This is a genomic window from Alphaproteobacteria bacterium PA2 (assembly GCA_002256425.1).
Taxonomy (GTDB): Bacteria; Pseudomonadota; Alphaproteobacteria; order Caulobacterales; family Caulobacteraceae; genus Phenylobacterium.
Genome location: NKIZ01000001.1, coordinates 1,679,637 through 1,704,971 on the forward strand (window position 1 = coordinate 1,679,637; position 25,335 = coordinate 1,704,971).

Annotated in this window: 19 protein-coding genes; 4 read left to right on the forward strand and 15 right to left on the reverse strand. The window is 62.9% G+C overall.

Going from position 1 to position 25,335, the window contains the following annotated elements:
- Positions 1–43: 43 nt before the first annotated feature.
- From CFE28_08065 to CFE28_08075, 3 genes are read right to left on the reverse strand one after another with little or no spacing between them, the layout of a single operon-like run.
- On the reverse strand, positions 44–925 hold the full coding sequence (locus CFE28_08065; GenBank protein ID OYU69956.1) for a hypothetical protein: 882 nt from the start codon (positions 923–925) through the stop codon (positions 44–46).
- Positions 922–1,839 carry a hypothetical protein gene (locus tag CFE28_08070; GenBank protein ID OYU69957.1) on the reverse strand — a complete coding sequence of 306 codons (918 nt, stop codon included), beginning with the start codon at positions 1,837–1,839 and terminating at the stop codon, positions 922–924. The genes CFE28_08065 and CFE28_08070 overlap by 4 nt, the downstream gene beginning before the upstream one ends.
- Positions 1,839–2,747 carry a carboxymethylenebutenolidase gene (locus CFE28_08075; GenBank protein ID OYU69958.1) on the reverse strand — a complete coding sequence of 303 codons (909 nt, stop codon included), beginning with the start codon at positions 2,745–2,747 and terminating at the stop codon, positions 1,839–1,841. Before CFE28_08075 ends, CFE28_08070 begins: the two co-directional genes overlap by 1 nt.
- 84 nt (positions 2,748–2,831) lie before the next feature.
- Here CFE28_08075 and CFE28_08080 point away from each other — a divergent pair, with 84 nt between their 5' ends.
- On the forward strand, positions 2,832–3,749 hold the full coding sequence (locus CFE28_08080) for a hypothetical protein (protein OYU69959.1): 918 nt from the start codon (positions 2,832–2,834) through the stop codon (positions 3,747–3,749).
- Positions 3,750–3,798: 49 nt separating this feature from the next.
- Here the strand turns inward: CFE28_08080 and CFE28_08085 are convergent, their stop codons facing one another.
- From CFE28_08085 to CFE28_08100, 4 genes are read right to left on the reverse strand one after another with little or no spacing between them, the layout of a single operon-like run.
- Positions 3,799–4,314: a hypothetical protein gene (locus CFE28_08085; protein OYU69960.1), complete on the reverse strand. Its 516-nt coding sequence runs from the start codon at positions 4,312–4,314 to the stop codon at positions 3,799–3,801.
- The gene (locus CFE28_08090; protein ID OYU69961.1) at positions 4,311–5,402 is read right to left on the reverse strand and encodes a hypothetical protein; all 1,092 of its coding nucleotides are present in this window, start codon (positions 5,400–5,402) and stop codon (positions 4,311–4,313) included. Before CFE28_08090 ends, CFE28_08085 begins: the two co-directional genes overlap by 4 nt.
- A gap of 45 nt (positions 5,403–5,447) precedes the next feature.
- Complete coding sequence (locus CFE28_08095) at positions 5,448–6,743, reverse strand: MFS transporter (protein ID OYU69962.1); 1,296 nt, start codon at positions 6,741–6,743, stop codon at positions 5,448–5,450.
- A gap of 28 nt (positions 6,744–6,771) precedes the next feature.
- Complete coding sequence (locus CFE28_08100) at positions 6,772–7,443, reverse strand: orotidine 5-phosphate decarboxylase (GenBank protein OYU69963.1); 672 nt, start codon at positions 7,441–7,443, stop codon at positions 6,772–6,774.
- A gap of 404 nt (positions 7,444–7,847) precedes the next feature.
- Between CFE28_08100 and CFE28_08105 the strand changes: the two genes are divergently transcribed.
- From CFE28_08105 to CFE28_08115, 3 genes are read left to right on the forward strand one after another with little or no spacing between them, the layout of a single operon-like run.
- The gene (locus CFE28_08105; protein OYU69964.1) at positions 7,848–8,762 is read left to right on the forward strand and encodes a hypothetical protein; all 915 of its coding nucleotides are present in this window, start codon (positions 7,848–7,850) and stop codon (positions 8,760–8,762) included.
- On the forward strand, positions 8,759–9,388 hold the full coding sequence (locus tag CFE28_08110) for a 2-dehydro-3-deoxy-6-phosphogalactonate aldolase (protein ID OYU69965.1): 630 nt from the start codon (positions 8,759–8,761) through the stop codon (positions 9,386–9,388). The genes CFE28_08105 and CFE28_08110 overlap by 4 nt, the downstream gene beginning before the upstream one ends.
- A gap of 21 nt (positions 9,389–9,409) precedes the next feature.
- Positions 9,410–10,558 (forward strand): galactose-1-epimerase, encoded by a 1,149-nt coding sequence (locus CFE28_08115; GenBank protein ID OYU69966.1) that lies wholly within the window; start codon positions 9,410–9,412, stop codon positions 10,556–10,558.
- Positions 10,559–10,579: 21 nt separating this feature from the next.
- On the opposite strand, the gene CFE28_08120 is transcribed toward CFE28_08115, so the two are convergent.
- The 8 genes from CFE28_08120 to CFE28_08155 form a co-directional block, all read right to left on the reverse strand.
- On the reverse strand, positions 10,580–12,715 hold the full coding sequence (locus CFE28_08120; protein OYU69967.1) for a hypothetical protein: 2,136 nt from the start codon (positions 12,713–12,715) through the stop codon (positions 10,580–10,582).
- Between the two features lie 144 nt (positions 12,716–12,859).
- Positions 12,860–15,739 carry a hypothetical protein gene (locus CFE28_08125; GenBank protein OYU69968.1) on the reverse strand — a complete coding sequence of 960 codons (2,880 nt, stop codon included), beginning with the start codon at positions 15,737–15,739 and terminating at the stop codon, positions 12,860–12,862.
- A gap of 404 nt (positions 15,740–16,143) precedes the next feature.
- Positions 16,144–17,229, reverse strand: a complete 1,086-nt coding sequence (locus CFE28_08130; GenBank protein OYU69969.1) for a gluconolactonase — start codon at positions 17,227–17,229, stop codon at positions 16,144–16,146.
- A 64-nt stretch (positions 17,230–17,293) separates the two neighbouring features.
- Positions 17,294–18,313: a LacI family transcriptional regulator gene (locus tag CFE28_08135; protein OYU69970.1), complete on the reverse strand. Its 1,020-nt coding sequence runs from the start codon at positions 18,311–18,313 to the stop codon at positions 17,294–17,296.
- A 160-nt stretch (positions 18,314–18,473) separates the two neighbouring features.
- Positions 18,474–19,619 carry a hypothetical protein gene (locus CFE28_08140; protein ID OYU69971.1) on the reverse strand — a complete coding sequence of 382 codons (1,146 nt, stop codon included), beginning with the start codon at positions 19,617–19,619 and terminating at the stop codon, positions 18,474–18,476.
- Positions 19,620–19,969: 350 nt separating this feature from the next.
- Positions 19,970–22,045, reverse strand: a complete 2,076-nt coding sequence (locus CFE28_08145) for a quinoprotein glucose dehydrogenase (GenBank protein ID OYU69972.1) — start codon at positions 22,043–22,045, stop codon at positions 19,970–19,972.
- 108 nt (positions 22,046–22,153) lie between these two features.
- The gene (locus CFE28_08150) at positions 22,154–24,259 is read right to left on the reverse strand and encodes a quinoprotein glucose dehydrogenase (GenBank protein ID OYU69973.1); all 2,106 of its coding nucleotides are present in this window, start codon (positions 24,257–24,259) and stop codon (positions 22,154–22,156) included.
- Positions 24,260–24,275: 16 nt separating this feature from the next.
- The gene (locus CFE28_08155) at positions 24,276–25,331 is read right to left on the reverse strand and encodes a gluconolactonase (GenBank protein ID OYU69974.1); all 1,056 of its coding nucleotides are present in this window, start codon (positions 25,329–25,331) and stop codon (positions 24,276–24,278) included.
- Positions 25,332–25,335 lie beyond the last annotated feature (4 nt).

Below are 25,335 nucleotides of genomic sequence, written 5' to 3' on the forward strand. Positions count from 1 at the left end.
AGCATGTCTTCTGATGTATGCCGAAGGCTGTGTCGTTTCCCGACTATCCCCTGCAACTTCCGTAGAGACGCTCGGTGTTGGCGTAGGCGATGGCGTTGCGGACAGCCTCGGGCAGGGGAGCCAGCGCTTTGCGTCCAGTGGCGATCAGGTCGTCCATGATGGTGTAACGGGGGCCGAAGGAGTTGATGTCCATGGCGAAGAGGAAGCGGTCCGGGTGGCGGGTCATCACCGCGCGCCAGTCCGGCGGGATCTCCCCGTCCTTGGTGAGGATGGACAGATCCAGCCCGTTGTTGCGCCAGGGCAGGGACCCCACCGCATCGAAGCGGATGGAAAGGTCGGTATACATGTTGGGGTGGGCGTCCAGCAGGCGGCTGATCACTTGGGGCCCGGCAGTCCAACCCAGGTGAGCCAGGACGAAGCGGGCTTTCGGGTGTGCGGTCATGGCCTTTTCCAGGGTCTCGGTCGCCCCGGCCCTGGCCAGATCGAAGTGGAGGTTGATGGGCGTGCCCTGGACCTCGGCGGCGGCATAGACGGCGTCCAGGTCAGGCGAGTCGCTGAAGACGAAACCGGGGATTTCACCAAAGCCGCAGACTCTTCCCGCGGCCCTCTCCCTTGCCATTTTCGGTCCCGTGTCCCTGTCCAGCTGCAAGCCCTTGACCGTTGGCCGGGCCACGCCGAGGGAGGGGATGACGAAGCCGGGATGGGCGGCCGCCAGCTTGCGCAGGCTGTCGACGTCCACGTGCATCAGCACCACCCGCGATAAGCCGGCCTTCTGCAGGCGGGCGATTTCATCCTCGGGGTCCAGGTTTTCGACCATGACATGGGTGTGGGCGTCCACCAGTCGAAGGGGCGCTGCAGGCTGTGCCAGGGCGGACGAGATCAGTGTGGAGGCGAGGGCGGCTGAAACCAGAAGGCGCCCGATCATCTCATTTCCTCCGAAATCATCTGCATGAACGACCGGACGGCCCGTGCAGTATCAGCGGGCGCGGGGGTGGCGAAAAGTTCGATGGAATAGATACCCTTGAAGCCCGCCCTTTCAGCCTCACGCACCAGGCGCCTTACGTCAAAGCTGGGGTGGCGATAGTCGGCCTCATCGAAGATCTCGCCCTTGGCGGACACCATGTGCACATAGGGCATGGCCGACAGGATTTCCGCATAGCGATCGCCGGGCGGAGACCAGGAGCCCCAGTCGATCTCGATGCGGCAATGGTCATGATCCACCGCGCGGACCATGGCGATCAGGTCGGAAATGCGCGCGGTCTGGCCGCCATGGTTCTCGAGCTGCACATAGAGACCGATTGCCCGGCCGTAGTCTGCGGCGGCGCGGAGCACCTCTATGGCTGAGGGCACATCAACGGGGTCTTGCCTACGACTGACATTGACCCGGATCGATGTCGCCCCCAGGGCCTTGCCCTTGTCGAGCCAGACCTTGCAAGCGGCTATGGCGGCGGTCCGGGCGGCGGGATCGGCGGGCCCCAGATTAGGCAGGTCCTCAACCTCGACGTTTACGATGGCGACGCCGGCCTTGTCGGCTGCTGAGCGGACGGCGTGGCAGGCCTCAAACGTCGCACCGCCGGGACCAAATTGCTGGTCCCACAATTCCACATGTCGCAGGCCGAAGGTCTGGCGGACAAAGGCCGGAAAGCTTTCATGTGAGAGGCGCGGGCTCGCGGTCGCCACGGCGTACCGCCCATCATAGTTGGCCCTGTAGCTCGAGCTGCTGAGGGCCAGACGCTCCAGCTTGCGCCGGGGAATCTTCAGGTCTTCGGCGGCGGCGAACGCGTCGGCGGGTAACCCCAGGATGATACCGGCGCCGGCCAGGAAGGATCGACGACGCATCAGGTGCGCGTATGGGTGTTGAACCACTCAATCATCCGGGCCCAGGCCTGGGGCGCGGTCACCTTGTTGTAGCGTTCTGGAGTCGCGTCATTGAAGAAGCCATGGACAGAGTTTGGCCAGAGGTGGCCCTCATGGCGGATGTTGTTCTTCTTCAGCTCGGCCTCCTGGGCCGGATAGCCCGCAGCCAGGCCGGAATCCAGGGCGCCGTGGTTGATCAGGATGGCCGCCTTGATCTTGGGGACCTCCGCGGGCGGCGTCGGGGCGCCATAGAAGGGCGCGGCCGCTGCAAGGTCATCGCCCAGGATGGCCGCCAGGGCGTTGGAGGCTCCGCCGCCATAGCAGAAGCCGGTGGCGGCGATCTTGCCCGTGCAGTCCGGACGCGCCTTCAGCCAGCGGGCTGCAGCCACAAGGTCAGCGGTCATCTTTGTTCTGTCGATCCTGGCGAACATCTGGCCGCCCTTGTAGTCGTCGCCCGGATATCCCCCCAGGGAGGTCAGGGTGTCCGGGGCAAAGGCCATGAAGTTCTCCAGGGCGAACCGGCGGGCGACATCCTCGGTATGGGGGTTGAGGCCACGATTTTCATGGATGACGATCACGCCGGGCAATCTGGCCGGGGTGGCGCTACGGGTGTCGGCGCTGTTGGGGCGGACAAGGTAACCCCGGATCGAACCATTCCCGTCAGGAGAGGGGATGGTCACATAGGAGGCCCGGATGCGCTCATCATCCTTCGCAATTTGCTGGCCCAGGGCGTAGTCGGGCATGAGGGCATTGATGATGGTCGCCGTGGTCAGTCCCGCAGCCGCATGCCTGGCCACCCCGGAGACAAAGGCACGGCGACTGATCTCGCCGTGCATGAAGCGGGTATAGAGATCCACCGCCTCGGCTGGAATCTTGCGACCTTCAGTCATGACATCCTCCCTTTTATTGTCGACGCAGTGAATTTCTGCAAAGCTAATGAAATCGTTTGCATAATCAAGTGGACAGTCACAGGCATGGCTCTGAATAAGTTGGCGATTGGACTGGCGGTGGGTGGACTGCTGGGTCTGGCTACAGGCCCCGCCCTGGGACAGGCGCCTGTCAGGCGGCCGGTTCCGCCGGCGGGCCCTGAAAGCGGCGCGCCCCACGAGCTTCCGTCAAACCAGGAAAGCGCTGTCGATATTGACCGGTTCATCGGGCGGCCGAACGGCGCCTTCATGGGAGTGTTCGAGGGGCTTCTGACAAGGTCCATGCTGAGGGCCGGCGATCCCTATGCGGCAGGGCCCGCTGGAGCGGTTCTGGAATACCGCGACGACCTCTCGCTCGCCAGCCTCCCGTCCCACGGCCAGTCCCGTCTGATCCAGGCCGAAGGCGTATCGTTCTACTATGTGGTGGGGGGAAGCGGTCGACTGGATGCCGGTGCAGGAAGCCCTGCTCACGACCTTCACGCCGGGGTGGGCGTTCTCGCGGCTCCGAAGGCCAAGCACCGGTTCCTGAACACGGGAGATACGCCCCTGGACATGATCCGCCTCACCTGGAAGGACAATGAAGGTCTGACTGTCGCCCAGGATCTGAAGGTAGTGGATACGGATCAGGTTCCCTACGGCGCGCGACGCGCCCATTGGGTTCATGCCAGCAAGCCCATGTTCGGGGTGGCTGATGGCGTCAACATCACCCTGTCGGCCATCATGATCCCGCCTCTCAGCTATGCGGGGCCTCACGCCCATATCAAGGGCGTCGAGGAAATCTGGGTAAAGGCGGGACCGGGGGTCGGCTACGCCCTGCTGGGCAGCGAAATTCGCAAGTTTGATGGGGTGGGGGCGTTCCTGTCACCGCCAAACGGCCTGACCACCCATTCATCCATGAACCTGGATGAGACCTCGCCACAGACCTGGCTTTACCTGTCCCGGCGATTGCCAACCGCGGACAGATAACCGGAGAGGGGCCCCGCCTGGACCCGGGGCCCTGACGGGGACCTTCGCCTCATCGGCGGTTGAAGATGTCCCTGGACACCTGGTCCTTCGCCGGCAAACTGCGGACTGTGGTGACGGTCAGCACCCTGCCGTCAGCCGAGAGGCTCCAGCTCTCCTTGAAGGTCGCAGAGACATTGCCCGGCATGCCGCCATAGGGCTGGGCCGTGGTGATGGTCAGGCCGTCGTCCTGGGTCGCCGCCGTGATGGTGGCCTTTTGCAGACCCGTATCGGTGAGGGTTTCGTGAGGCCTGCCGTCCAGGACATAGCTGCGGAAGGGTCGGGTTGGATTGATCACCTGCAGCGCGGTCGCTGACTGTTTGACCTCTACGACGGTTTCCTGATTGCCGAAGCCGCCAGCGCCAGGGGTGACCCGGGTCAGCCAGTAAACCGGATAGTTGTTGGGATCGCTCTTGGCGTTGTCACGCACCCAGATTCCCGTGAAGTCCGGCGCCGCGAGGGCCAGGCTTGGCAGCAGGGCCAGACAAATGGCCGGAGCCAGATACTTCTTCATGTCGCCGCTCCTCATGGCTGGGTTCCGTAGATTTTCACGCCCACCTTGTTGGCGATGTTGCGGATATTGCGCTGGGCCTCGACATAGTCCCCATTGGCGTTGAGGAACTCGACCAGCATGAAGATTTCCTTGTGCTTCAGTCGGCTTATACGGGCCAGGAACAGCTCGTAGTCCATGTTGCCGGTGCCGTTCATGGCCCAGTTCATGCCGGGCAGCATGTCGTTCCAGACGAAGTCCTTGGCGTGCACGTAGCGGATCTGGTCGCCGATCAGGTCGAAGGTCAGATCGATCATTTCCGACATGCGGAAGGCGTTGTTCGGGAACACCATGTTGGTGATGTCGAGGCCGCAGGTGATGCGCGCGTCGCCCACGTCCTCCCTCAACCGCTTGTGGGCCCAGGGGTTGTTGATGCTCTCCGTATTCACGGCCTCGATGGCGATCTCGACCTTGCTGCCAGCGGTGTCCTTGCAGATGCGCTTCAGGGCGTTGACCGATCGCATCCAGGCTTCACGACTCCAGTTCTTGGGATGGGCCCAGTTCCGGTTGGAGTACATGCCGCCTGCATGTGTCAGGATCAACGGCAGGCCGAACTCTTCCGCCGAGTGGATGGCGTCGATGATATGGCGCTGCCACTTGTCAGCGTCTGGGTCCGGGGCGATGATGTTTCCGGCGCAATGGATGTTGTAGAAGGTCACGTCATTGGCCTTCAGGGCGCCCTTGATCTCGCGGACTTCGGAGTCGGGGATCTTGCGGTTCAGCCAGGTCGCCGAGCCGGCCTCGATGGCCGTCCATCCCGCATCACGGTGGGTCTTGAACAGCGCGTTCCAATCCTGGCCAGCGGCGCTGGTGAGCCGGGGCATGATCTGGCTGGAAAGGCGGATGGTCGCCTGCCCTGGGGTCGTATTGCGCTTCAGGTTTTCGGGCGGGCTCCACTGATAGAGGAAGTCTTCCCCCCAGACATCTTTCAGGCCGGGCACGGAATGTTTCGGGGCCGCCGCGGCCTTGGGCTTTGAGGGGGCAGCCCCGCTGGCGCCAGCGGCCACAGCCGCCGCGCCCGCGGCGAGGCTGCCGGCGAACAGGCTGCGCCTAGAAGGTTTGGTCATCTGATTTGCTCCAGGATTGACTCAGGACAGAGGGCTTGGACGGGTTCAGGCCCCGGCGGCCGCCTCACCGTCCGGGGTGGAATCGGTAATGGGGTCCTTGACCACGAAGAGGTAGATGAGGGCGCCGGCCAGGGAGACCGCGGCGCTGATCAAGAGGGCGTTCACAAAAGAGCCCGTGCGGTCGACGACCATGCCGGTGATGAGAGGGGCGGCGGATCCACCGAAATAGCCGCCGAAATTCTGGATGCTGCCGAGGGAAGCGATCAGTCGCCGCGGTGCGCTGACGCTCACCAGGGCCCAGCCGCCGCCGCTGGCCAGGTTCACGAAAAACATGGCAAGGGTAAGATAGACGATGGCGAGGGTCAGGTTTGGCGTGTAGGCCGCCGGAACCGTGAAAGCCGCCGCACCGACCAGGCCAAGACAGATAGGCCATTTGCGGCTGGTTACAGGCTTCAGGCCACGGGCCAAGAGCCAGTCGGCGAAGACGCCGCTGGACAGCTGTCCGAAGGTGCCGCCCACAAAGGGTATCATCAGGACCCAGCCGGACTGGGAAATGCTGAGACCCCGCTCCTGCTGCAGATAGGCTGGGAGCCAGGTGACATAGAGGAACACCATGTAGATGACACCCATCCAGCCGAAGATCATTCCCCAGGTGGTGCGCTTGGTGAACAGGCTCCGCCATTCAGCGAAGCTCATCTGATTGTCCTCGTTTTCAGAGCGGTCCGTTCCCGACAGGTAGTCGACCTCGGCGGGCTCAAGCGCCACATCCCGACGATCCCGATAGATGGAGTACCAGGCCAGGGCTGCGGCTATTCCCAGTACACCCATGATGAGAAACATCCCGCGCCAGCCAAAGCTGAGCATCAGGGCTGTCAGGATTGGTGGCGCCAGTGCAGGGGCGATTGTGGAGGAGGCGACGAAAATGCCTGTCGGACGTCCACGCTCGTGAATGGCGAACCAGTCTGCGAGAACCTTGGCTCCCGCGGGAAATTGCGGCCCTTCGCCGACGCCCAGGGCCAGTCTGGCCAGGATGAACTGGTTCAGGGTCTGGACGAGGCCAGCACCTGCCTGGGCGACAGACCATAGCAGCATGCCGGCGCCGAGCATGACCCGGGCGCCGAACCGGTCGAGCATGACGCCGATGGGCAACTGGGCGAAGGCGTAGGGCAGGGAGAAGGCTGAGAGCAGCAGGCCCATCTGTGAGGCCGACAAATGCATCTCACTGCTGATCGCCTTGTTGGCGATGGAAAGCGTGCTGCGGTCCAGATAGTTGATCAGGCCCGCGATCACCAGGAGAGTCACGGCAGCGACTTGTATCCGCTGGATTTTCTTGGATTTCATTTTGTTTCCCCCCGGTTGTCTGCGGCCGCTAGATGCGGCCGAATTCAGCCAGCAAATCTTCCACGGTCTTGCCGCGTGCAACCCATTCCCGGGTGCGCTGCTCACGTTCGGCCTGTTCCGCCGCCAGGGTCAGGAATTCATCAGCGCGTTCCAGAGGTACAACCACGGCGGCGATGGTGTCAGCCACGATGAAGTCACCAGGCCTTACGATCACGCCACCGCAGGTGATGGGCACATTGATGGAGAGCTCTTCCTTGCGCTCGGAGAACATGGTGTGGGTGCCGCGGGCCGTGATGGCCCGGGTCCAGATCGGGAAGTTGATGTCCTCAAGCTCGTCGGTATCCCGGCCGGCCCCGTCAATCACCATGGCCCGGATGCCGCGGTTCTTTGCCAGACCGCCCATCAGGCCGCCACAGACGGAGGTCTCGGTGTCGCCACCGGCGTCCACGACGATGATATCTCCGGGCTGACCCATTTCCAGGGCCTTGAGGGGATCGACCAGATCGCCGCCGGAAAGCTGGACGGTGATGGCCTGGCCGCAGGCCTTGGCCTTGAACGGCGGCTTGATCGCCGAAACCATGACATTCTGGCGGTACATGACATCTGCAAAAATGCAGGAAATCGAATAGCTCGGGAGCAGCTTGTCGAAGCGCTCCAGAAGGTCAGGACGACGTTCGAATTCGTTGAAAATCTTGAGCACGGTCAGAATACTCCATGCGGGCGCAAATGTGCTGCCGCCACGCTACCAATGTGAACCCGGGCGGATCGGCCAGAACCGTTTTGTCCACGATCAGGATAAGTCGGACAAGCCGCCGACACTCCCCTGCATCGTCAGGCCAAGCCCTGCCGAAAATGCGAAGATTCCCGCAAAAACGTCAGATCCTGACCTACAGGATGAAAACGATTGTCGGGGAGAGGGGGCCGTATTGTCAAGCTGACCCCAGGCCCAGTGAATGAGTCTCTGCACTAGGTGAGACATCAGTTTATTTCAGGTCCGACGGAGGAGGTGTCCCTCTGCCGAGGGCCTAGTCTGATGCCTGATTGGTCCTATAATGGCCCTACTGATGAAATCGGTTGCATGATGGAACACGCAGGCAGAATCCCATGAATTCACCCTTTCTGGCCATCGATTGGGGCACCACCAACCTGCGCGCATGGGTTGTAGGTGATGACGGACAGCCAAAGGCGCATCGGGAGTTTCCCCTGGGGGTCGGTCGACTCGCACCGGGTGAAGCAATCCTGCGGTTCGCCGACACTGTGCAGCCGGCTATGGGCGCTGAGGAATTGCCCGCCGTCATGTGCGGCATGATCGGATCAAACCTTGGATGGACGCCGGTTCCTTATCTGGAATGTCCGGCATCGATCGACCCGGTGAGCCGGAAACTGCACCGGATCGAGCGTGAAGGAACTGCGGCATGGATTGTCCCTGGCCTGCGGTGCGAGCGTCCGGATGGCGGGCCTGACGTCATGCGCGGCGAAGAGACCCATGTGCTGGGTTGGGTTGCCGCCAATCCCTCGCGGGCTCAGGGCGAGCACCTGATCTGCCATCCCGGAACCCATGCGAAGTGGGTGCGGGTGGTCGATGGACGGATCGAGGGCTTCGTCAGCTGCATGACGGGTGAAGTTTTCGACCTGCTCACCACACACAGTGTTCTCGCCAGCCCTGGCGATGCAGACAATGAGGGCGCCTTCACTGAGGGGGTGATGGCCGCAGGGCCAGGGGACGCTCTGGCCTCAAGGATGTTTACCGCCAGATCTCGTGTGGTCGGCGGCGGCATGCCGGCTGACCATGTGAACGCCTACCTTTCCGGTCTCCTGATCGGATCCGAAGTCGCCTCGGTTCCAGGTCTATTCGGTGTCGGACCCGGCACGCTCGTGTCAGTCATTGGAGACCTCAGGCTTGCCGGGCGGTATCGTCGCGTACTGGAGTTGCTCGGCTACAGGGTCGAAGTCCATGACGGAGAGTCCGCAGCCCTCTCCGGGATCGCCGCCCTGGCGGCTGGAGTCCTTGCCCGATGATCACCTTCCAGTCGGCCTTCGAGGAAGCGCCGCTTGTGGCGATCCTTCGGGGGGTGCGTCCTGATGAGGTGGTCTCCATTGCTGAGGTACTGCATGAAACGGGCTTCCGACTGGTGGAAGTCCCGCTCAACTCGCCCCACCCCCTGGACAGCATCGCGGCCCTTCGCAAGATGGAGGGCCGGATGGTCTGGGGCGCCGGCACCGTACTTGAGCCTGACCAGGTCAATGCCGTCGCCGCCGCAGGCGGTCGCATGATCGTCAGCCCAAATACCAATCCTGCAGTCATCACCAGGGCGGTTGAGCTAGGCCTTGAGTCGCTTCCGGGATTCGCCACCACCAGCGAAGCCTTTGCCGCCATTTCCGCCGGAGCACGTCGGCTGAAACTCTTTCCCGCGGCCAGCTATGGTCCCGAGCACCTGAAGGCCCTTAAAGCGGTCCTGCCTGCGGAGGCTGATGTCATCCCCGTGGGCGGTGTGGGCCCGGATCAGATGGCGGCATGGGTTGCTGCAGGCGCCAGAGGGTTTGGCCTAGGTTCGGACCTCTATAAGCCTGGCATGACGGCCGAAGACGTCGGCCGCCGCGGGGCCGCCGCTCTTTCGGCCCTGCGGGCAGCCAGGGAAGGCTGACCGGTGCGACTCCTCCCAGTAATGGTCCTCGTCGGCATGCTGAACTCCAGCGTCGCAGCGGCAGGCGAGGTTCAGGTCGCTGACTTTGGGATCACCAGGGACGGGGCGCAGGTCAGGGCCTACACCCTGCTCAATGACAAAGGGGCCAGTGCCACCATCATGAACTATGGCGGCGCCATAACCTCGATCCGCGTGCCAGACCGGCGGGGCCAGTTCGGTAATGTGGTGATGAGCTATGCCGACCTGACGGGTTGGGAGACGGTCGGCCACGCAAATTCCATCACCGGCCGCTACGCCAACCGTATCCGCAAGGGGTTCACCCTGGATGGCGCCTATTATCCGCTGCAGCAGAACCCGGCGGGCATCACCCTGCACGGGGGCCCGCCCGCCTATGCCACCCGGATCTGGACGGCCGAGCCCATCCGCCCGAAGGACGGCGCCGCCCTGACCCTTATCCTGGACAGCCCGGACGGCGACCAGGGCTTTCCGGGGCGCCTCAAGGTTCTGGCGACCTACCGTCTGACCAACGACAACGCCTTGCGTCTGGACTTCCGGGCGACAACCGACGAGCCAACGGTGCTCAACCTCACCAACCACATCTATTTCAATCTCAGCGGCGCCAGCACGACTTCTGTCCATGACCATCGCCTGAGGCTTGAAGCCGACCGTATCGCCGTCAAGGACGGGCAGGGCATGCTCTCGGGAGAGCTGAAGCCCGTGGCCGGCACGGCCCTGGCCCTCGATGGTTCGGCGCCGCTCGGCAGGCTCGCTGCGGCGGCCGCCGATCCGGCCTTCGCCGCCCCACGCCAGGACGCCCAGCCCCTGGCGCCCGGCCAGGTGCGCAGCTTTGACCACTCCTATGTCTTCAAGCCCGGGGTGAACCGATTGGACCGGATCTCGGCGCGCCTGGAGGATGACGCCAGCGGTCGGGTCATGGAAATGCGGACGACCGAGACTTCGGTGCAGGTCTTCATCCCGGCCGGATCCAGACCCGGTCTGCTCAGCGACTCAGGCAAGCCCTTCCAGCCGGGGCCTGCCGTGGCGCTGGAAACCCAGCACCTGCCCGACAGCCCCAATCATCCGGAATTTCCGTCCACGGTCCTGCGGCCGGGTCAGATATTCCATTCCACGACAGTGTTCAGATTCGGCCTTCTGCAGGATCATCCCTAGTCCTGCAGGCGTGTACGGCGTCTATTTTGGCAGGGCGAAGGCGACATAGCCGCCCTGGGCGGCGCCCGTTGAGATCGCCTGACTGTTGTCCTGACCTTGAGGCGCCCGCCCGCCGGGCGCCCGCCGGGCGCTGGCGGCGATCACCACATACTGGCGGCCGCCCGCCATGTAGACGGCGGGCGTGGCCTGGGCTGGCGCGGTGAGCGTGGTTTCCCACAGCAGCTTGCCGGTCCGTGTGTCATAGGCGTGGAGCTTGCGATCGGTTGTCGCGCCAATGAACAGCAAGCCGCTGCCGGTGACGACGCCCCCGCCGGTATTGGCTCCGCCGAACTCCGGACCCATGGAGCCCGTAATGCCGAACGGTACTGTCCACAGATACTTGCCCGTATTCATGTCGACGGCGTTGAGCGTGCCCCATGGCGGCTTGGTCCCGGGATAGCCCTCCGGATCCAGCCACTGCCGGTTTCCGGTCGAGGTATAACGCGTGACCGATGGGGCGAACCGCCCCTGCAGGGAAATGGCCGGCCGATCAGCGCCCGGCAGGTCGGCGCCGGTCATCAGATAGGCTGTCAGGTTGGCTATGGTCGCGGGCGGAAGATTGGCGAAGGCCGGCATGCGACCGCGGCCGTTCCTGATCACCTCGGTGACCTCCGCCGCTGTTGCGTGGGACTTGAGGTCAGTCAGGGCGGGGAACATGGGCGGGCTGCCCTTCATCTGCATGCCGTGACAGCCGGCGCACTGGGTCCGGTAGGCGCCTTCTCCAACCCCGGAGGTCAGCAGGCTCTTGGACTCCACAATGCTGCTGACGCCCGGCATGCGGGTTGCGTTAGCGTAGACGACGCCCTTGCGATCAGCGGCCATGCCGCCCCATTCCACCCCGCCGATGAAGCCGGCGAGGATCAGGGTCTCCTTGCCGATGGTCATGGGGGTGAACTGCTTTCCGGCCCCATTCATGGCGGCATAGGAATCCCGCGCCCAGACCTTTGCGGCCGGTGAGCGGTCGCTGAGGTCGTTCTCTGTGACCCTGGTCCACGAAAGCGGCTTTGGCGTTGTCGGGACGGGCTGGGTCGGCCAGGCCTGTTCACCGGGAACCGTGCTGGCAGGAACCGGGATTTCCTTGATCGGGAACAGGGATTTTCCGGTGGTCCGCTCGAACAGGTAGAGATAGCTCAGCTTGTTGGTGGCGGCGACGGCGTCCACCGCCTTGCCCCTGTGCATGACTGTCAGCAGAACCGGCGGTGCGGCGAAGTCCATGTCCCAGATGTCGTGATGCACGGACTGGAAATCCCACAGGCGTTTACCGGTCGAAGCGTTGATGGCGATCAGGGCGTTGGCGAACCGGTTGGAGCCCGGACGTTCGCCGCCGAAGAAGTCGTCAGCCGCCGACCCGGTCGCAACAAAGACAATGCCGCGCTTGGCGTCGAGGACTGACCCGGCCCAGGCGTTGGCTCCGCCCTGGGTTTTGTAAGCTTCCTTCGGCCAAGTCTCAGCGCCCGGCTCTCCCGGATGTGGGACGGTGTGGAAGGTCCAACGGAGCTTGCCGGTGTGGACGTCGAAGGCCCTGACATCACCAGGCGACGCCGGTGTGCTCTCCGAGACCCGGCCATTGACGATGTAGAGATCCCGCCAGACAGACCCGGGCGAGGTCATGAAGAAGCCGTTCTCCTCCGCAGGGCCGCGAAGGTTGGCGCGAAGGTCGATCCGGCCACCGGTCCCGAAGGCCGGGATCGGCTTACCTGTCGCCGCGTCGACGGCGTAGAGGTACTCGCCGACGCTGTAGAGCAGGCGCAGGCTTTCGCCGGACCCGTGGCTCAGGAGCCCGCGGATCGGCTGGCTGGATGAAAATCCGGGATTGAAGGTCCACTTCACAGCGCCGGTGGCTGCGTCCAGGGCGACAAGCTTGCCTGTGGGGGTAGGGCCATATAGCACCCCGCCGATCACCATGGGTTGGGACTGGGACCCACCGGCCTCGAAATCAAACCGCCAGGCGGGCTGAAGCCTGGAGACATTGGCCGGGGTCACCTGGGTGAGGGGCGAGTAGTGGTCGCCAGCCGGACTGCCGTTGTAGATCCAGTCCCGCGTTTCACCAGCTGCAAGGGCGGCGCCGACGCTCAGGCCGGCGGCGGCGACTGCGCCGAGAAGGAATGCTGAGCGCATGGATCTCTCCTGTATTTCGAGGCAAGCCAGACAGGCGGGGCCGCCAAAACTCAAGCCTCACATAAAAAAGGCGGGGGAGACTTTCGTCGCCCCCGCCCAGGTCAGCGCCCTGGGGAGGCGCTTACCGAATGCTTTTCAATCTGATCAGCGCTTCATCCGGAAGCCGATGATGAAGTAGCGGCCGACAATGTCGTCGCCCTGCGGATAACCGCCAAACAGACCAGGTACGCCCGACGCACCGCCCACGCCGCCGAAGGGCTCAGGTTGCTTGTCGAACAGGTTCTCCACTGTGCCGTACACCTGGGCGTCCTTCAGCTGATAGGTCAGAGTCAGGTTGGTGTAGGCAATTGGCTTGATCCTGGGCACGTCGTACTTGAGGGACCGGTCAGAGTTGAACTGGTAGCCGCTGCGGTAACGCTCCTGCACATCAACAGAGAAGTCGTTGATCTGATATTTCAGGAAGGCGGCCACACGCCACTTGGGCAGGGGCGGAACGTCCGCTGCGTCAAGCACCGGAGCGCCCGGGAACTGCACTGTGGTGAAGTGCGGCTGGTAGGTCGACAGAACCCGCAGGCTCATACGACCCGGGCCAACGTCATGGAAGTAGTTGGCCTCGGCGTCGACGCCCTTGGTTTCGACGGTCTGGGCGTTTTCCGGTCGCGAAAGGAAGGACGTAACGAAGTTGGCTGCGGTCCTGTTGCTGAAGGGCAGGGGACGCACGATCAGGTTACAGAAGGACGAGGTGCCGCCCGAAGCTTCGCAGATGTTCTGGATGGTGACGCTCTGCCCCTGGATGGTCGTGATCGCGTTCTCGATGCTGATATTGTACCAGTCCAGAGCAAGGCTGAAGTTCGGGATCATGTCCGGACGGATCACAACACCGGCTGTCCAGGTCTTCGCCACTTCCGGAACCAGGTTCGGATTTGACGAGGTAATGAACGGGGCCTGGCCGACAATCCCGGTGTGAACGTCCGTCACGCCCGCCGGATTGATCAGGGCTGGCGCAAACAGTTCGTTCAGGTTGGGCGCGCGGATGTCCTTTGAGCGCGTGGCCCGGAAGGAGAGCTGGCTGTTGACATGCCAGTCAAGGCCCACCTTCCAGGTGTTGACGGCGCCCGAGGTGTCATAGTGCGTATAGCGGGCCGCGCCGTTCAGGTTCAAGGATTCTGCGAAGGCCGCATCCTTCAGGAGCGGGACGTTAACTTCGACCGCACCTTCATACACCGTCTGATGCTGGTCATGGGCGTCGTTCAGAACGTTGGAGATGTAGAGGCCGGTATTGGCGGTGCAGTTGAACCGCAGGCCCGTGCAGTTGGCCTTGGCCGAAGCCTGGGCGTTGCTGGTCAGGTCAAAGGTGGTCCGACGCCATTCTCCGCTGACTGCCACGCCGACCGGGCCGGCCCAGGTATGGAAGGGCTGGCCGGAAATGCTTCCGCCAAGGTCGTTCATTGTGGTTTCGGCCTCATACCGGGTCACCGCCAGGATATAATTCAGGGCAGCGGCGCTTTCCGAGGTCGGGCCGAACAGGTTCAGGGGAACGCATCCAGGATAAAGCCCCGGATTGGTAATCGCCACGTTACAGACAATGTTGCCATTGGGATCACGCACGGCGTCCAGAGCGGCATAGGCGCGCTGCAGGTCGATATTGGCGTTGTTCTGGGTTTCCTGGGTATTGCTGCTGTGGACGAAGGACAGGTCCCATTTGTAGCCGTCACCGAACTTGCCCTCGAGGCCGAAATTGGCCAGGTAGCCCTTGGTGTGGCTTTCCGGCTGAAGGGGCGGGGCCTGTTGCATCATCTTGGAGAAGGTGAACTGCGTCGCCTTCGCCGCCGCCATGGCGGCCTGATATTCAGGTGCCAGGAAGGCGTTTTGTGCACTCAGCGTGATGTTGCGGAATTCGTTGGTCTGGTGGTTGTTCAGATTTTCCGAGGTGTAGCCAGTCGCCTCAGCATAGAACTTGACGTTGTCGGTCAGATCAAAATCAAAACGGCCAAATCCCTGGTTCGACTTCAAACTGGCAAGCAAGGAGGCCTGATAGTAGTAGGCTCCATCGCCACCGCTCTCCACGCCATTGCCACCCGTCGCCGTGCCGTGCTGGAACGGCGTCAGGACTCCGTTCAGACGGAAGACCTTGTCAGCCAGCGGGCCCGAGCGGATCACGCCCAGAAAGCTGGTGCTGGACAGGCGGGTATTCTGGACAAGGCGATAGGGGTTTGCCGCCGTGCCGGCGCCTTGCATTGACCACACCTTGCTGCCCCAACCGCGGTTCAGCTTATTGAAGGCGCCTTCGTTGTTGTAATATTCGTAGCTGCCTTCGATATGACCGCGACCGTCGAACAGGGGCGTTCCGCCAGCAAAACCGACGCGGATTTCCTGTCCGTCATTGAGCTCTGACGTACCCACATGGGCGTTGAACTTGTAGCCGTTGAAATTGCGGTCGGTGATGAAGTTCACCACCCCGGCGACGGCGTCCGAACCGTAAACGGCGGAGGCGCCGCCCGTCACAACATCAACCCGCTGCAAAAGCATGGACGGCACGATGTCTGCATTGACCTCGCCGATCGGCGAGGTTGGCGGAAGGCGGCGGCCATCGAAGAGCACCAGGGTGCGTGTATTGCCAACATTGCGAAGGTTCAGAACATGCGCGCCGTTGTTCTGCGAACTGTTGCCAGGCTGGCTCATGGGCTGGCGGCCGCCGGCGAAGACCGGAAGCTGCTGCAGGGCGTCGATGACTGTCGACGGCGTGGTGCGCGTCAGTTGTTCTGCGGAGACGATCGTCACCGGAGTCGGCATGTTGTTGCCGTTCTGGATGACGCGCGAACCGGTGACGACGACTTCTTCAACCTGCTTGGCGTCAGAGGCCGCAGGCGCAGCATAGGCCGCTCCCGCCATGATGGATGCACTTGCGCCGGCCAGGAGCGCAGCCGTGAATTTTGTTCGATAGGTCATGTTTTCTCCCCGATTATTTTGACTGAAAGGGCTCTGGGCCCTTGCCTGACGCGCGTACTCATTGGCGTCGTTCATTGCTGGTCTTGGTCTGGGTAAAAGTGTCTACGCCTACAGTGGCTTGCGCCAAACGCGGCGGCTGCCCCGGTCTCTCATTTGTTGAGAGATATGCGCCGTATTCCGGCCAATGGCCCCTCCGGAAACTGTCGAAGGGCGTCTTGAGTTGGAATATCAGCGCCGAGGCCGCGCGATGATTGTGTCCCCTCCCTGGCAAAAGTGCGGTCATCAGCCGATTTTGCCAAAGGTTATGCAATCGATGTCATTTGCGCAAGGCGCCGATTCCGCCCCCCAGGAGCCTGCGGTCAATTCCGGCAAAAGGGGCGGGGCTGCACGGTGCAAAGCCCCAAAGAATTGACAGCCTTCCGCTGGATGTGGAGGCCCGGACGGTTGTCCCGGGAATGCCTTGATCGGACCGTGGGGGCCTATTGGCCGTGCAGGGGCTTCACGCCAGGAATGGCGGCCTTGAGGCGGTACACATTTGTGCTGGCGGTGATGTAGACAGTTCGCCAGTCATCCCCGCCAAAGGCGATGTTTGACTGGGCCTTGTCCGGCGTCTTGATCTGCCCAAGAACCTTGCCCTCAGGCGTCACAATGCGGATACCCCCGGGACCAGTCGTCCAGACATTACCTTTAGAGTCGACCTTCAGACCGTCCGGCACGTCATCGGGCAGCGGGGCCGGGTAGCTGAGGAATTTCCGGGCCTTCGAGACCGTGCCGTTCGGACCGACATCATAGACATTCACGAACATCTCCGGTGCAGAATTGGACACGTAAAGCTTTGTCCCGTCCGGAGAAAACGCAATGCCATTGGGCCGGGTCAAGTCTGTGATAACAGCAACGGCCTTCCCATCCTTGTAACGATAGACAGCATTGAACCTGGCTTCCTTGGCCGGATCCTTGTCCTGACCTACCAGTCCGAGAGGCGGATCCGTAAACCAGAGGGCGCCATCAGGTGCGAATGCCATGTCATTGGGGCTGTTCAGGTGAGCGCCATTGCTGTTGCGCTCGACCAGGGTCGTGACGGTCAAGTCGTCCGCCACCCGGGCGATGCGTCTCAGACCATGCTGGGCCATGAGCACCGAGCCGTCCTTGTCGACGGTCATGCCATTGGATCCCTGATAGGAATTCGGGGCGGTCTCCTGCAGTCCGCCGGACTTGTCCATGATGACGCGGGTCTTGCCGTCTGCCCCGACGGCATAGAGCTTGTTTCCGACTAGGTCGGCGAACCAGACTTCGCCCTTGCGCCAGAGCGGCCCCTCTACGAACTGGAAATCACCGGCGACTTTTTCGACCACAGTCCCTGGGGCGATAACTGCGTCCAGAGCAGGGTCCATTCTTGCAACCGACGAGCCCGCAGCGGCGACAGGCGCGCCTGCAGTCGCAGCCTCAGATTTCGCCTTGGGGGCCGATTGCCCGGAGCAGCCGGCGAGGGCTGTAGCGGCGACGGACAGGACCAGCGCGGCGCGAACCGTCCCAGAAAAAAGCAGCGATTGGCGCTTCAAGATCATGCTCCCCAAGAATTGTCTGCAAAGGTTTGCAAAGCGCTGGGACGACTGTCAAGGCTGGGCTCTGTCAGGCCTTGGGCGCGCCGGTGGTAGCGCGAATGACCAGCGATGTCGGCAGGACGATGTCTTCCCCGCTGGACTTGCCCTGGAGCTGGTCCACAAGCATCAGAATCGCCCTGTATCCGAGCTCTTCTGTCGGGACGCGTATGGTGGTCAATGGCGGCTCGTAAAGGCTGGCGAGGCGTTGATCATCAAAGCCGATAACCGAGATATCGCGCCCGGCCTGGAGGCCTACCCGCTTGATGGCGCGGATCGCGCCAATGGCGATTTCGTCATTGCCAGCGAAAACTGCGGTCGGCGAGGGATGGAAGGTCAGAAGGGTTTCCATGGCCTGTTCGCCAAGCTCAACGGAATAGTCCACCGCCAGATAGGGATAGGCGTCCGGATCCAGGCCTGCCTGAGTCATCGCCAGGCGAAAGCCTTCCCGGCGATGCCCGGCGATGACCTGCTTTTCCGGGCCGCCTATATAGGCGACCCGTTTATGGCCCAGGGCCAGCAGGTGGTTTGTGGCGTCAATCGCACCCTTTCGATGGTCCACCCGGACCGCCGGAGCTGCCAGGCCTTCAATTTCCTCAAGGGCGGCGACAACGGGCGGCATTCGCTTCCTGCGGGCCAGAAGGGCCGCGGGGTCTGAGCTGGTGACAAGGATGACGCCATCGCCCCGGTGACTGGCGACCTGATCCAGAAACAGCTGCTCCCGTTGGACATTTCGGCCCGTATGGCCGACCAGGGCCGCATACCCGGTCTCGCGGGCGCCCCGTTCGACACCGCGGAAGACTTCAAGGAAAAAGGGGCTGAGCGTTGGTATGACCACATAGATGAGGCGCGTTTCCTGCAGCCTCAGGTCCCGAGCCACGAGATTTGGCTGATAGCCGAGGCGATCCACCGCCTCCAGAACGCGTTCGCGGGTCTCAGCTGACAGGAGTTCCGGGCGCGCAAGGGCCCGGGAAATCGTTGACGCCGATACCCCAAGTTGGCTGGCCACCTCCTTGATGGTGACCGACCGGGTAGATTTACGTGAACTCACTTCGCTCGTTCCTCAGGGCGCATACTGCCTAACCTCCATGTGAGCCAAAGCCCAGTCCTGACGGCAAGTCCTGTTTGGCGCCATGAGGTCAGCACTTGAAGGAGCAGGACACTCTACCTTTGAAACCCGTCAAGGGTAGCCGGAATTCTGCCTGTCCTGACTAAAACCGCGTCGTGATCTGAACGCGGCTGTACAGTGCGTTGTGTCCGCCGGCGGCGCGCAATCCGCCCAGGGCCTGGGCCCGAACGAGCGAGGCATAGATTTCCGATCTCTCGGAGAAGGGTCGGCGCATGCTGACCTGCGGGAGCAGGCTGGTCGGGCGCTGTGCGTTGTTTGTACCCGGAATCGGTCGGCTGTTGGCGTAGACAGAATCCGAGGTTGAATGGCGGACCAGCAGATTGGCGCCTGCCGTCCAGGTCGCACCGGCCCACCTCGTGCTTACGCTGCCGCCCCCGAAGACGTAGTTGGTCTGATAGAACAGCGGAGCGTCAGACAGGCCGAAATTGTTCGGGTAAACGGGATCGAAGGTCTCAATTGTCCGTGTGCCTGATTTGTCGCCGCTGGCCGCCACCAGATCAAATCCAAGTACGATTGGTCGATCCGGGGCGAACTCCTGATCCAGGGAAAGGGCTGCTCCATAGGCCCGGACCGGGTGACCTGCCGATCGGCCTGTCTGCCAGGTCGCCTGGGTCTCAACCCGCCAGTCCGCCACATGACCGAGATAGCGAACGCCCATCGAGTATCGTCGTTCCCGACCCTGGGCGCGTAGCCAGTGGGCGTCCTGTCGTTGACGATCCAGATAGTAGAGCGTCGCCTGCCCCCCCGGCGAAAGGGCAGGGGGAAGGTCAAGCGAAACAGCATTGAATCGCTCGGTCCTGTCTGCCCGGTCGGCGAAGGCTTCGTCGCGCAGATCCATGGGTCTTGCGCTGACCATGGACAGTCTCGAGCCCTTGAGGTTTAGGTCCAGCTTGGCGCCTTCGAAGGCCCTGCGGATTGTTGCGCCGTCTCTGGTGGTGACGAGGCGGTTCCCGGACAGGTCAAGCTCCTGTCGGCCCAGCCGCACAAGTCCGGACACTTCGCCCAGTCTGAAGGGCGCGTCGACAAACACCTGGGTGACGTCGATGGCGCTCTCGTCCTGAGGTTTGGGTCCGGGCCGGCGCCCGGTCTGTTGGGCAACCGCCATCTGCAGGAAAAGTCGGGGGCCGGCTCGCGTACGAAGGTCAGCGTTTCCAAGCAGCCGTCCCGCGAACTGAGTGTAGGCCGGACCATCATCAATTCCGAAGTCCAGGTCGTGGAGCAGATCCATTCTGACGCGGGCTTCGCCGCCAAGGGTCAGCCATACCTCACCATTGTCTGACAGCGGCTGGTAACGAAGTGCTTCGACACCCGTAAGGTTCTTGCCGGCAAGGTTGCTGCAGTCCTCCTGCCATCGGTAGTTTCGGGGCGGGCATGCCGTTCCAGCCCTGGCTGCGTCCGGTCCGGCAGTCGTTTGACCTGCCGCGCCGTGTGCTGATCCAAGGACAAGCGCCAGGAAAACCAGCGCCGCGCCCAAGGTGTGGCGCGACCGTCTGTTTACCCAGCCCAACGGAGTCGGGCGGTCAGGTCCGCCTGATTTTGAAATCACAGCACCCAGTGGTCTGAGGAGAGACTTGGCGCCTATAGCGGGTCAACCTGACGGCGCGAAGCTGGCGCTGCGTTGCGATCGGGCAAAGCATAGGCAATCAGGTCTGCGCCGCGCGATCCGCCCATTGCGAAGGCGATGAACTGCCTTCCTCCGAGCATATAGGTCATCGGCGCGCCGGTCTGGGCCTTCTCCATGAAGACGGCGCCGACCTCGCGGCCTGTCGCCTTGTCATAGGCCCGCAGGCGTCCGGCCTTCCTTCCCTTCTCATCGGTGAAGAGGCCACAGTCGCCGCAGATGACCAGGGATTTGGTGGTCAGAACGCCGAGAATGCCGCCCTGGCCAGTCCGCGGTATTGTGACGCCCTTGAGCAGGGGGTTGTTGCGGATGAAGTCCGGGGTCTCGCCATGGGCAACCTGCCAGGCCTTGGTCCCCGTCTTGAGATCAATGGCGGTGATCCGGCCGTAGGGCGGCTTCAGCAGGGGAAGGCCGCCAATGGAAAGCAGGCCGGGCGTGATTGGATCATTCAATCCATCCTTGACCCCAGGCTGTGGCGTTCCGCGTCCGCTGGCTCCGCCTTTCAGGCTCGCCGTGCCGCCAAAGGTACCGCCATCAGCATCAGCAATTGGAGGTACGCCATTGATTTTCTGAACGAGTTTGCCGTCATCATTCAGCGAGACACTAAGCGCCTCGAGCGCCGTCTTCGAATAAATATAGACCGTCGACGTTTCGGGGTCATAGGAGCCGCCCGGCCAGTTGGCGCCGCCCTGGGTCGCCGGCGTGTAGAGGGTTCCCCAGGGATCCTTGCCCTTGGTCACAAAGGCTGGCGGCGTGTAGAGGGGCCCCATTTTGTAATGGCTGGCGATCTCAAGGGCCCGGGCCTTGATCTCGGGCGTCCAGTCGATGAGGTCGTCAGGCATGACGCCCTGGCGCTCGAAGGGCGGCGGCTTGGAGGGAATGGGCTGGGTCGGGGCGTAGACCTCGCCCGGCGCATCGCCCTTGGGGACCTTGCGTTCCGGGATAGGCCAGATCGGTTTGCCCGTGACCCGATCAAGAACATACAGGAAGCCCTGTTTGCTGGGCTGGGCCAGGGCCTTGACGATCTTTCCGCCCACGGGGATGTCGCAAAGGATTGCTGCGGCGGGCAGGTCTGTGTCCCATACGCCATGGTGAATGGTCTGGTAGTGCCAGCGACGCTGGCCGGTTTCGACATCAACGGCAACCAGGGCTTCAGAGAACAGGGTGTCGCCGATCCGGGTTACACCCACGAGGTCAGTCGGCGGAGTCTCCACGGGCAGATAGACAAGGCCCAGCTCGGGGTCAGCCGACATGGGCGACCAGACGCCAGTATTGCCAGCGGTCTCAGCCTGGCCTGGCTTCCATGTGTCGTAGCCGAACTCACCCTTCATCGGGATGGTGTGGAAGATCCACTTCCGCTTGCCGGTGACAGCGTCGAAGCCGCGCACATAGGCCTTCGCCGCCGCCGTCGGCGCCGTACCGACCACAATGGTGTTTCCGATCACCAGGGGCGGAGCGTGCAGGCCGACCACGCTGCGCTTGAGGTCGATTTCCTGATCCCAGTCCAGACGCAGGTCCACTTCGCCATTGACCCCGAACTTCGGGTCGGGGAGCCCGGTCCGGGCGTCCAGTGAAATCAGCTGATAGCTGCGGGTCACATATAGGACCCGCTCCTTGTCGCCGTCGGTCCAGAAGGACAGGCCGAAGCCCGAGCCCGCTCGGGATCCGGCGCGACCCTTTTCGTCATGGCGGTAACTCCAGAGGAGCTGACCCGTGGCGCCGTCGAGGGCGACGCAGTAGCGTCCGGTTCCTGCCGTGGCGAACAGCCGACCCTTCGAAATCAGGGGTGTGCAGTTGTAATAGGCATCCAGCGTGGCCCCGAAGGCGTTGGTGTTGAACCGCCAGGCCACCTCAAGGTCATTGAAGTTTTCTGCATTGATCTGGGACAGCGGCGAGTACCGGCTGGCTGCAAGATCGTTGGCGTAGTTCAGCCAGTCCGTGTCGCGGGCGACCTGGGCCCGGGCTGAAACCGCGCCGAACGCCAGGAACGCCGTGGTTGACGCGAGGAGCCCCCGCCGACTGATCGCCTTCATGTCTTTGTCTTCCTGTTAGGGATTGCCAATTGGTGGATCAGCCGGTTCCCGGCGTCAAAGCAGCGGGAACCGGTAGGGGCTGTGTCCTCTCACCCAATGAACGTCTGACTAGTCCGGCAGGGCGTAAACCACATAAGCGCCTGGCTTCTGGGGGCCGGCATTGGCGGCCTGCCGTCCTCGCGGCGATCCAGTTGCGACCGCCACATACTGCTTCCCGCCGATCATGTAGGTGATCGGCGTTGTCCCGAAGCCGGGTAGGGTTGTTTCCCAGACCAGTTTTCCGTTTGTCTTGTCATAGGCCTGCAGTTTGGGGCCGCTGCTGATGAGCAGAAGTCCGCCGCCCGTGACCAGGGGGCCGCCTCCCATGGTGAAGGGCACGGTCCAGATGTAGGCCCCCGTATTCATGTCGATGGCGTTCAGGGTTGCAAGCGGCCCCTTCAGATAGGACTGCCCCGTGGGATCCACGAACGATCTGTAGCCGGTGAAGACGTATCGCGAAGATCCGGCCCCCTCGCCAACTCCGGGCTTGCGGAGAGGCGGCGGCTCGGTTCCTGGCAGGTCTGCGCCGGTGGTGAGGTAGGAGACCAGATTGTCCAGGGTGGATTGGGGCAGGCTTGCAAAGGGCGGCATGCGTCCCCGGCCCTTGCGGATCACTTCGGCGATTTCGGCCTCGGTCATGCGGCCCTTCAGATCTGCAACCCCCGGGAATTCCGGCGGATTGCCGCTGCGATCGCGGCCGTGGCAGGACGAACAGCTGGTCAGATAGGCGTTTTCGCCAATGCCCGCTGCGCGCATCTTGGTGTAGTCCACCAGTCCAGAAATCGACGACCCATTTGCCGAACTGGCGTAGAGAACGCCACTCTGGTCAGCAGCCAGGCCGAAAAGGGAAGGGCCCCCTGCAAAACCAGGCGCCACAAGGGTCTCCTTGTCGATGCTGAGCGGGACGAAATGCCTGCCGCCGCCCGCGAGGGCTCCGTAGGCTCTTCTTGCTCGGGCTGCGGCCTCGGGGGAGCGATCGGTCAGATCCGCAGGGCTGATGCTGGTGCGGGAAAGCGGCCGGGGCATGGTGGGGATCGGCTGGGTTGGCCAGGCCTGTTCGCCGGGGACCGTACTGGCCGGGAAGGGGGTTTCCCTGATCGGCCAGAGGGCCTTTCCGCTGACGCGATCAAAGGCATAGACCAGGCTGTGCTTGTTGGTTGCGACCACGATATCCTGGGTCTTGCCGTTTCGCTTGACGCTCATCAGGAGGGGTGCGGACGTTGAGTCCGAATCCCACAGGTCGTGGTGCACCTGCTGGAAGTCCCACAGACGCCTTCCGGTATTGGCGTCCAGGGCGATGGTCGAGTTGGCGAACCGGTTGCTGCCAATCCGGTCGGCGCCATAGAAGTCCTCGGACGGCGAGCCGGTATTGATGAAGACAATCCCCCGCTTGATGTCGATGGTCGTCCCTTGCCAGGCATTGGCGCCACCCTGGGTCTTCCAGGCGTCCCTGGGCCAGGTATCTGCGCCCGGCTGACCCTCATGGGGAATGGTGTGGAAGGTCCAGACCAGCTTGCCGGTCCTGACGTTGTAGGCGCGGGCCGGGCTGGGAGAGGCGGGTAGGGTCTCTGCTACACGTCCCCCGCCTACGATGATGAGGTCACGGTAGACCTGGGCCGGCGAGGTCAGGAAGAAGACATTGTCCTCGGCCTTGCCGCGCAGGTTTTCACGCAGGTCGATATGTCCGCCATCGCCAAAGCGGGCATCTGGCTTGCCTGTAGCCGGATCGATCAGGAAGATCATGTTCTGGTTCGAGAAAACCAGGCGGGTGGACTTGCCGTCGCTCCAGCTCGTAAGGCCGCGGATTGGCTGTCCGCCGGGAATCTTGGGGTCAAACTCCCATTTCAGGGCGCCTGTAACTGCGTCCAGTGCAAGCAGTCTCTGGGTTGGGGTTGTTGCGTAAAGGGTCCGGCCCAGGACCATGGGCTGGCCCTGAAGTGCGCCAGGTTCAAGCGGGAAGCTCCATACCGGCTTCAGTCCGCCGACATTCGACTTGGTGATCTGGGCCAGTGGCGAATAGTGATCCTGACCCTGTCCGCCATTATAGGCCCATCCGACATCGCCGCCGCGGGTTACCGCTGCTGCGCCCGCCAGTCCGCCTGCCGCCAGCACGGCTGCTGCTGCTAAACCGGCCTGCAAGGCGAATGCTCGGGATTTGGCCATGGGATTCCTCATTGGTTTTCCAGTATGCCTAGCGCGGCGCAAATGGCGGAGACTGGCCCCTGGTCAGGGTGCGAATTCGATAGATGTTGACCCCGGAGGTCAGGAACAGGCTCCGTCCATCCTCTCCAAAGGCAATATTGCTGGTCATGGCTGGCGTCTGGATACGCCCGAGCATGCGCCCGTCTGGCGCGAGGACGATGATCCCCCCCGGCCCTGTCGTCCAGACATTGCCCCGGGCGTCCACCTTCAGCCCATCAGGAACGCCCCGGCCCATGGGTGAATTCGTAGCAAAGCGCGCGAAATCCCTCTGGTTCGACAGGGTTCCGTCGCGCCGGACATCATAAGCGCGGATGTACATTTGAGGTATGCTGTTCGCGACATAGAGCGTCTTTCCATCCGGAGAGAGCCCGATCCCGTTCGGCATGGTCATATCGGTAATGACGGCTTCAACCTTGCCGTCCTTCCACCGGAAAACACCATTGAAAGGGATGTCCTTGTCGGGTGGCGGCGGGGCGCCTGGAGTCCGGTCGAAACTGGGAAGGCCAAAGGGCGGGTCAGTAAACCAGACGCTCCCGTCCCTTCCGACAGTGATGTCATTGGGGCTGTTGAACCGCTTGCCATCGAGGCCTGGAACCATCGATCTTGCTGTGCCGTCCCGCGAGAGGACACCGATGTCGCGGGCGGCCTGTCTGGCGATCAGGATCTCACCGGATTTCCAGATCGCCAGGCTGGTTGGGCCCTGGTTGACCCGGGAAGCCGGGTCGATCCGACCGCTTGCCTTGTCCAGCAGCAACCGGAAGGTCCCGTCGAGGCTGACCTCGTAGATCGGACCGTTCTTCTGATCGGAGACCAGGAGCTTGCCGTTGCGCCAAAGTGGCCCTTCTCCGCTGAAGCCCGGAATGACGGCGATGGTCTCGAGTTTTGTGTCGGGCGCTATCAGCCGGTCAAAGCCTGGATCAAGCCGGATGACCTCGAAGGGTCGGGCCGGGGCAGGGATTGAGGCAGGAGCCGGCTGGGGCGCCTGGGCGACAGCCCCCCCAGCCAGGGCCAGCAAGCCCAAAAGCCCTGCAAATGTGCGCCACATGACG

Coding starts and splice junctions, on each gene's coding strand:
- CFE28_08115 (OYU69966.1), top strand. CDS start 9,410: ATGGTCCTCGTCGGCATGCTGAACTCCAGCGTCGCAGCGGCAGGCGAG.
- CFE28_08145 (OYU69972.1), bottom strand. CDS start 22,045: ATGAAGGCGATCAGTCGGCGGGGGCTCCTCGCGTCAACCACGGCGTTC.
- CFE28_08105 (OYU69964.1), top strand. CDS start 7,848: ATGAATTCACCCTTTCTGGCCATCGATTGGGGCACCACCAACCTGCGC.
- CFE28_08080 (OYU69959.1), top strand. CDS start 2,832: ATGGCTCTGAATAAGTTGGCGATTGGACTGGCGGTGGGTGGACTGCTG.
- CFE28_08155 (OYU69974.1), bottom strand. CDS start 25,331: ATGTGGCGCACATTTGCAGGGCTTTTGGGCTTGCTGGCCCTGGCTGGG.
- CFE28_08120 (OYU69967.1), bottom strand. CDS start 12,715: ATGCGCTCAGCATTCCTTCTCGGCGCAGTCGCCGCCGCCGGCCTGAGC.
- CFE28_08085 (OYU69960.1), bottom strand. CDS start 4,314: ATGAGGAGCGGCGACATGAAGAAGTATCTGGCTCCGGCCATTTGTCTG.
- CFE28_08090 (OYU69961.1), bottom strand. CDS start 5,402: ATGACCAAACCTTCTAGGCGCAGCCTGTTCGCCGGCAGCCTCGCCGCG.
- CFE28_08070 (OYU69957.1), bottom strand. CDS start 1,839: ATGCGTCGTCGATCCTTCCTGGCCGGCGCCGGTATCATCCTGGGGTTA.
- CFE28_08130 (OYU69969.1), bottom strand. CDS start 17,229: ATGATCTTGAAGCGCCAATCGCTGCTTTTTTCTGGGACGGTTCGCGCC.
- CFE28_08075 (OYU69958.1), bottom strand. CDS start 2,747: ATGACTGAAGGTCGCAAGATTCCAGCCGAGGCGGTGGATCTCTATACC.
- CFE28_08140 (OYU69971.1), bottom strand. CDS start 19,619: ATGGATCTGCTCCACGACCTGGACTTCGGAATTGATGATGGTCCGGCC.
- CFE28_08125 (OYU69968.1), bottom strand. CDS start 15,739: ATGAACGACGCCAATGAGTACGCGCGTCAGGCAAGGGCCCAGAGCCCT.
- CFE28_08150 (OYU69973.1), bottom strand. CDS start 24,259: ATGAGGAATCCCATGGCCAAATCCCGAGCATTCGCCTTGCAGGCCGGT.
- CFE28_08095 (OYU69962.1), bottom strand. CDS start 6,743: ATGAAATCCAAGAAAATCCAGCGGATACAAGTCGCTGCCGTGACTCTC.
- CFE28_08065 (OYU69956.1), bottom strand. CDS start 925: ATGATCGGGCGCCTTCTGGTTTCAGCCGCCCTCGCCTCCACACTGATC.
- CFE28_08110 (OYU69965.1), top strand. CDS start 8,759: ATGATCACCTTCCAGTCGGCCTTCGAGGAAGCGCCGCTTGTGGCGATC.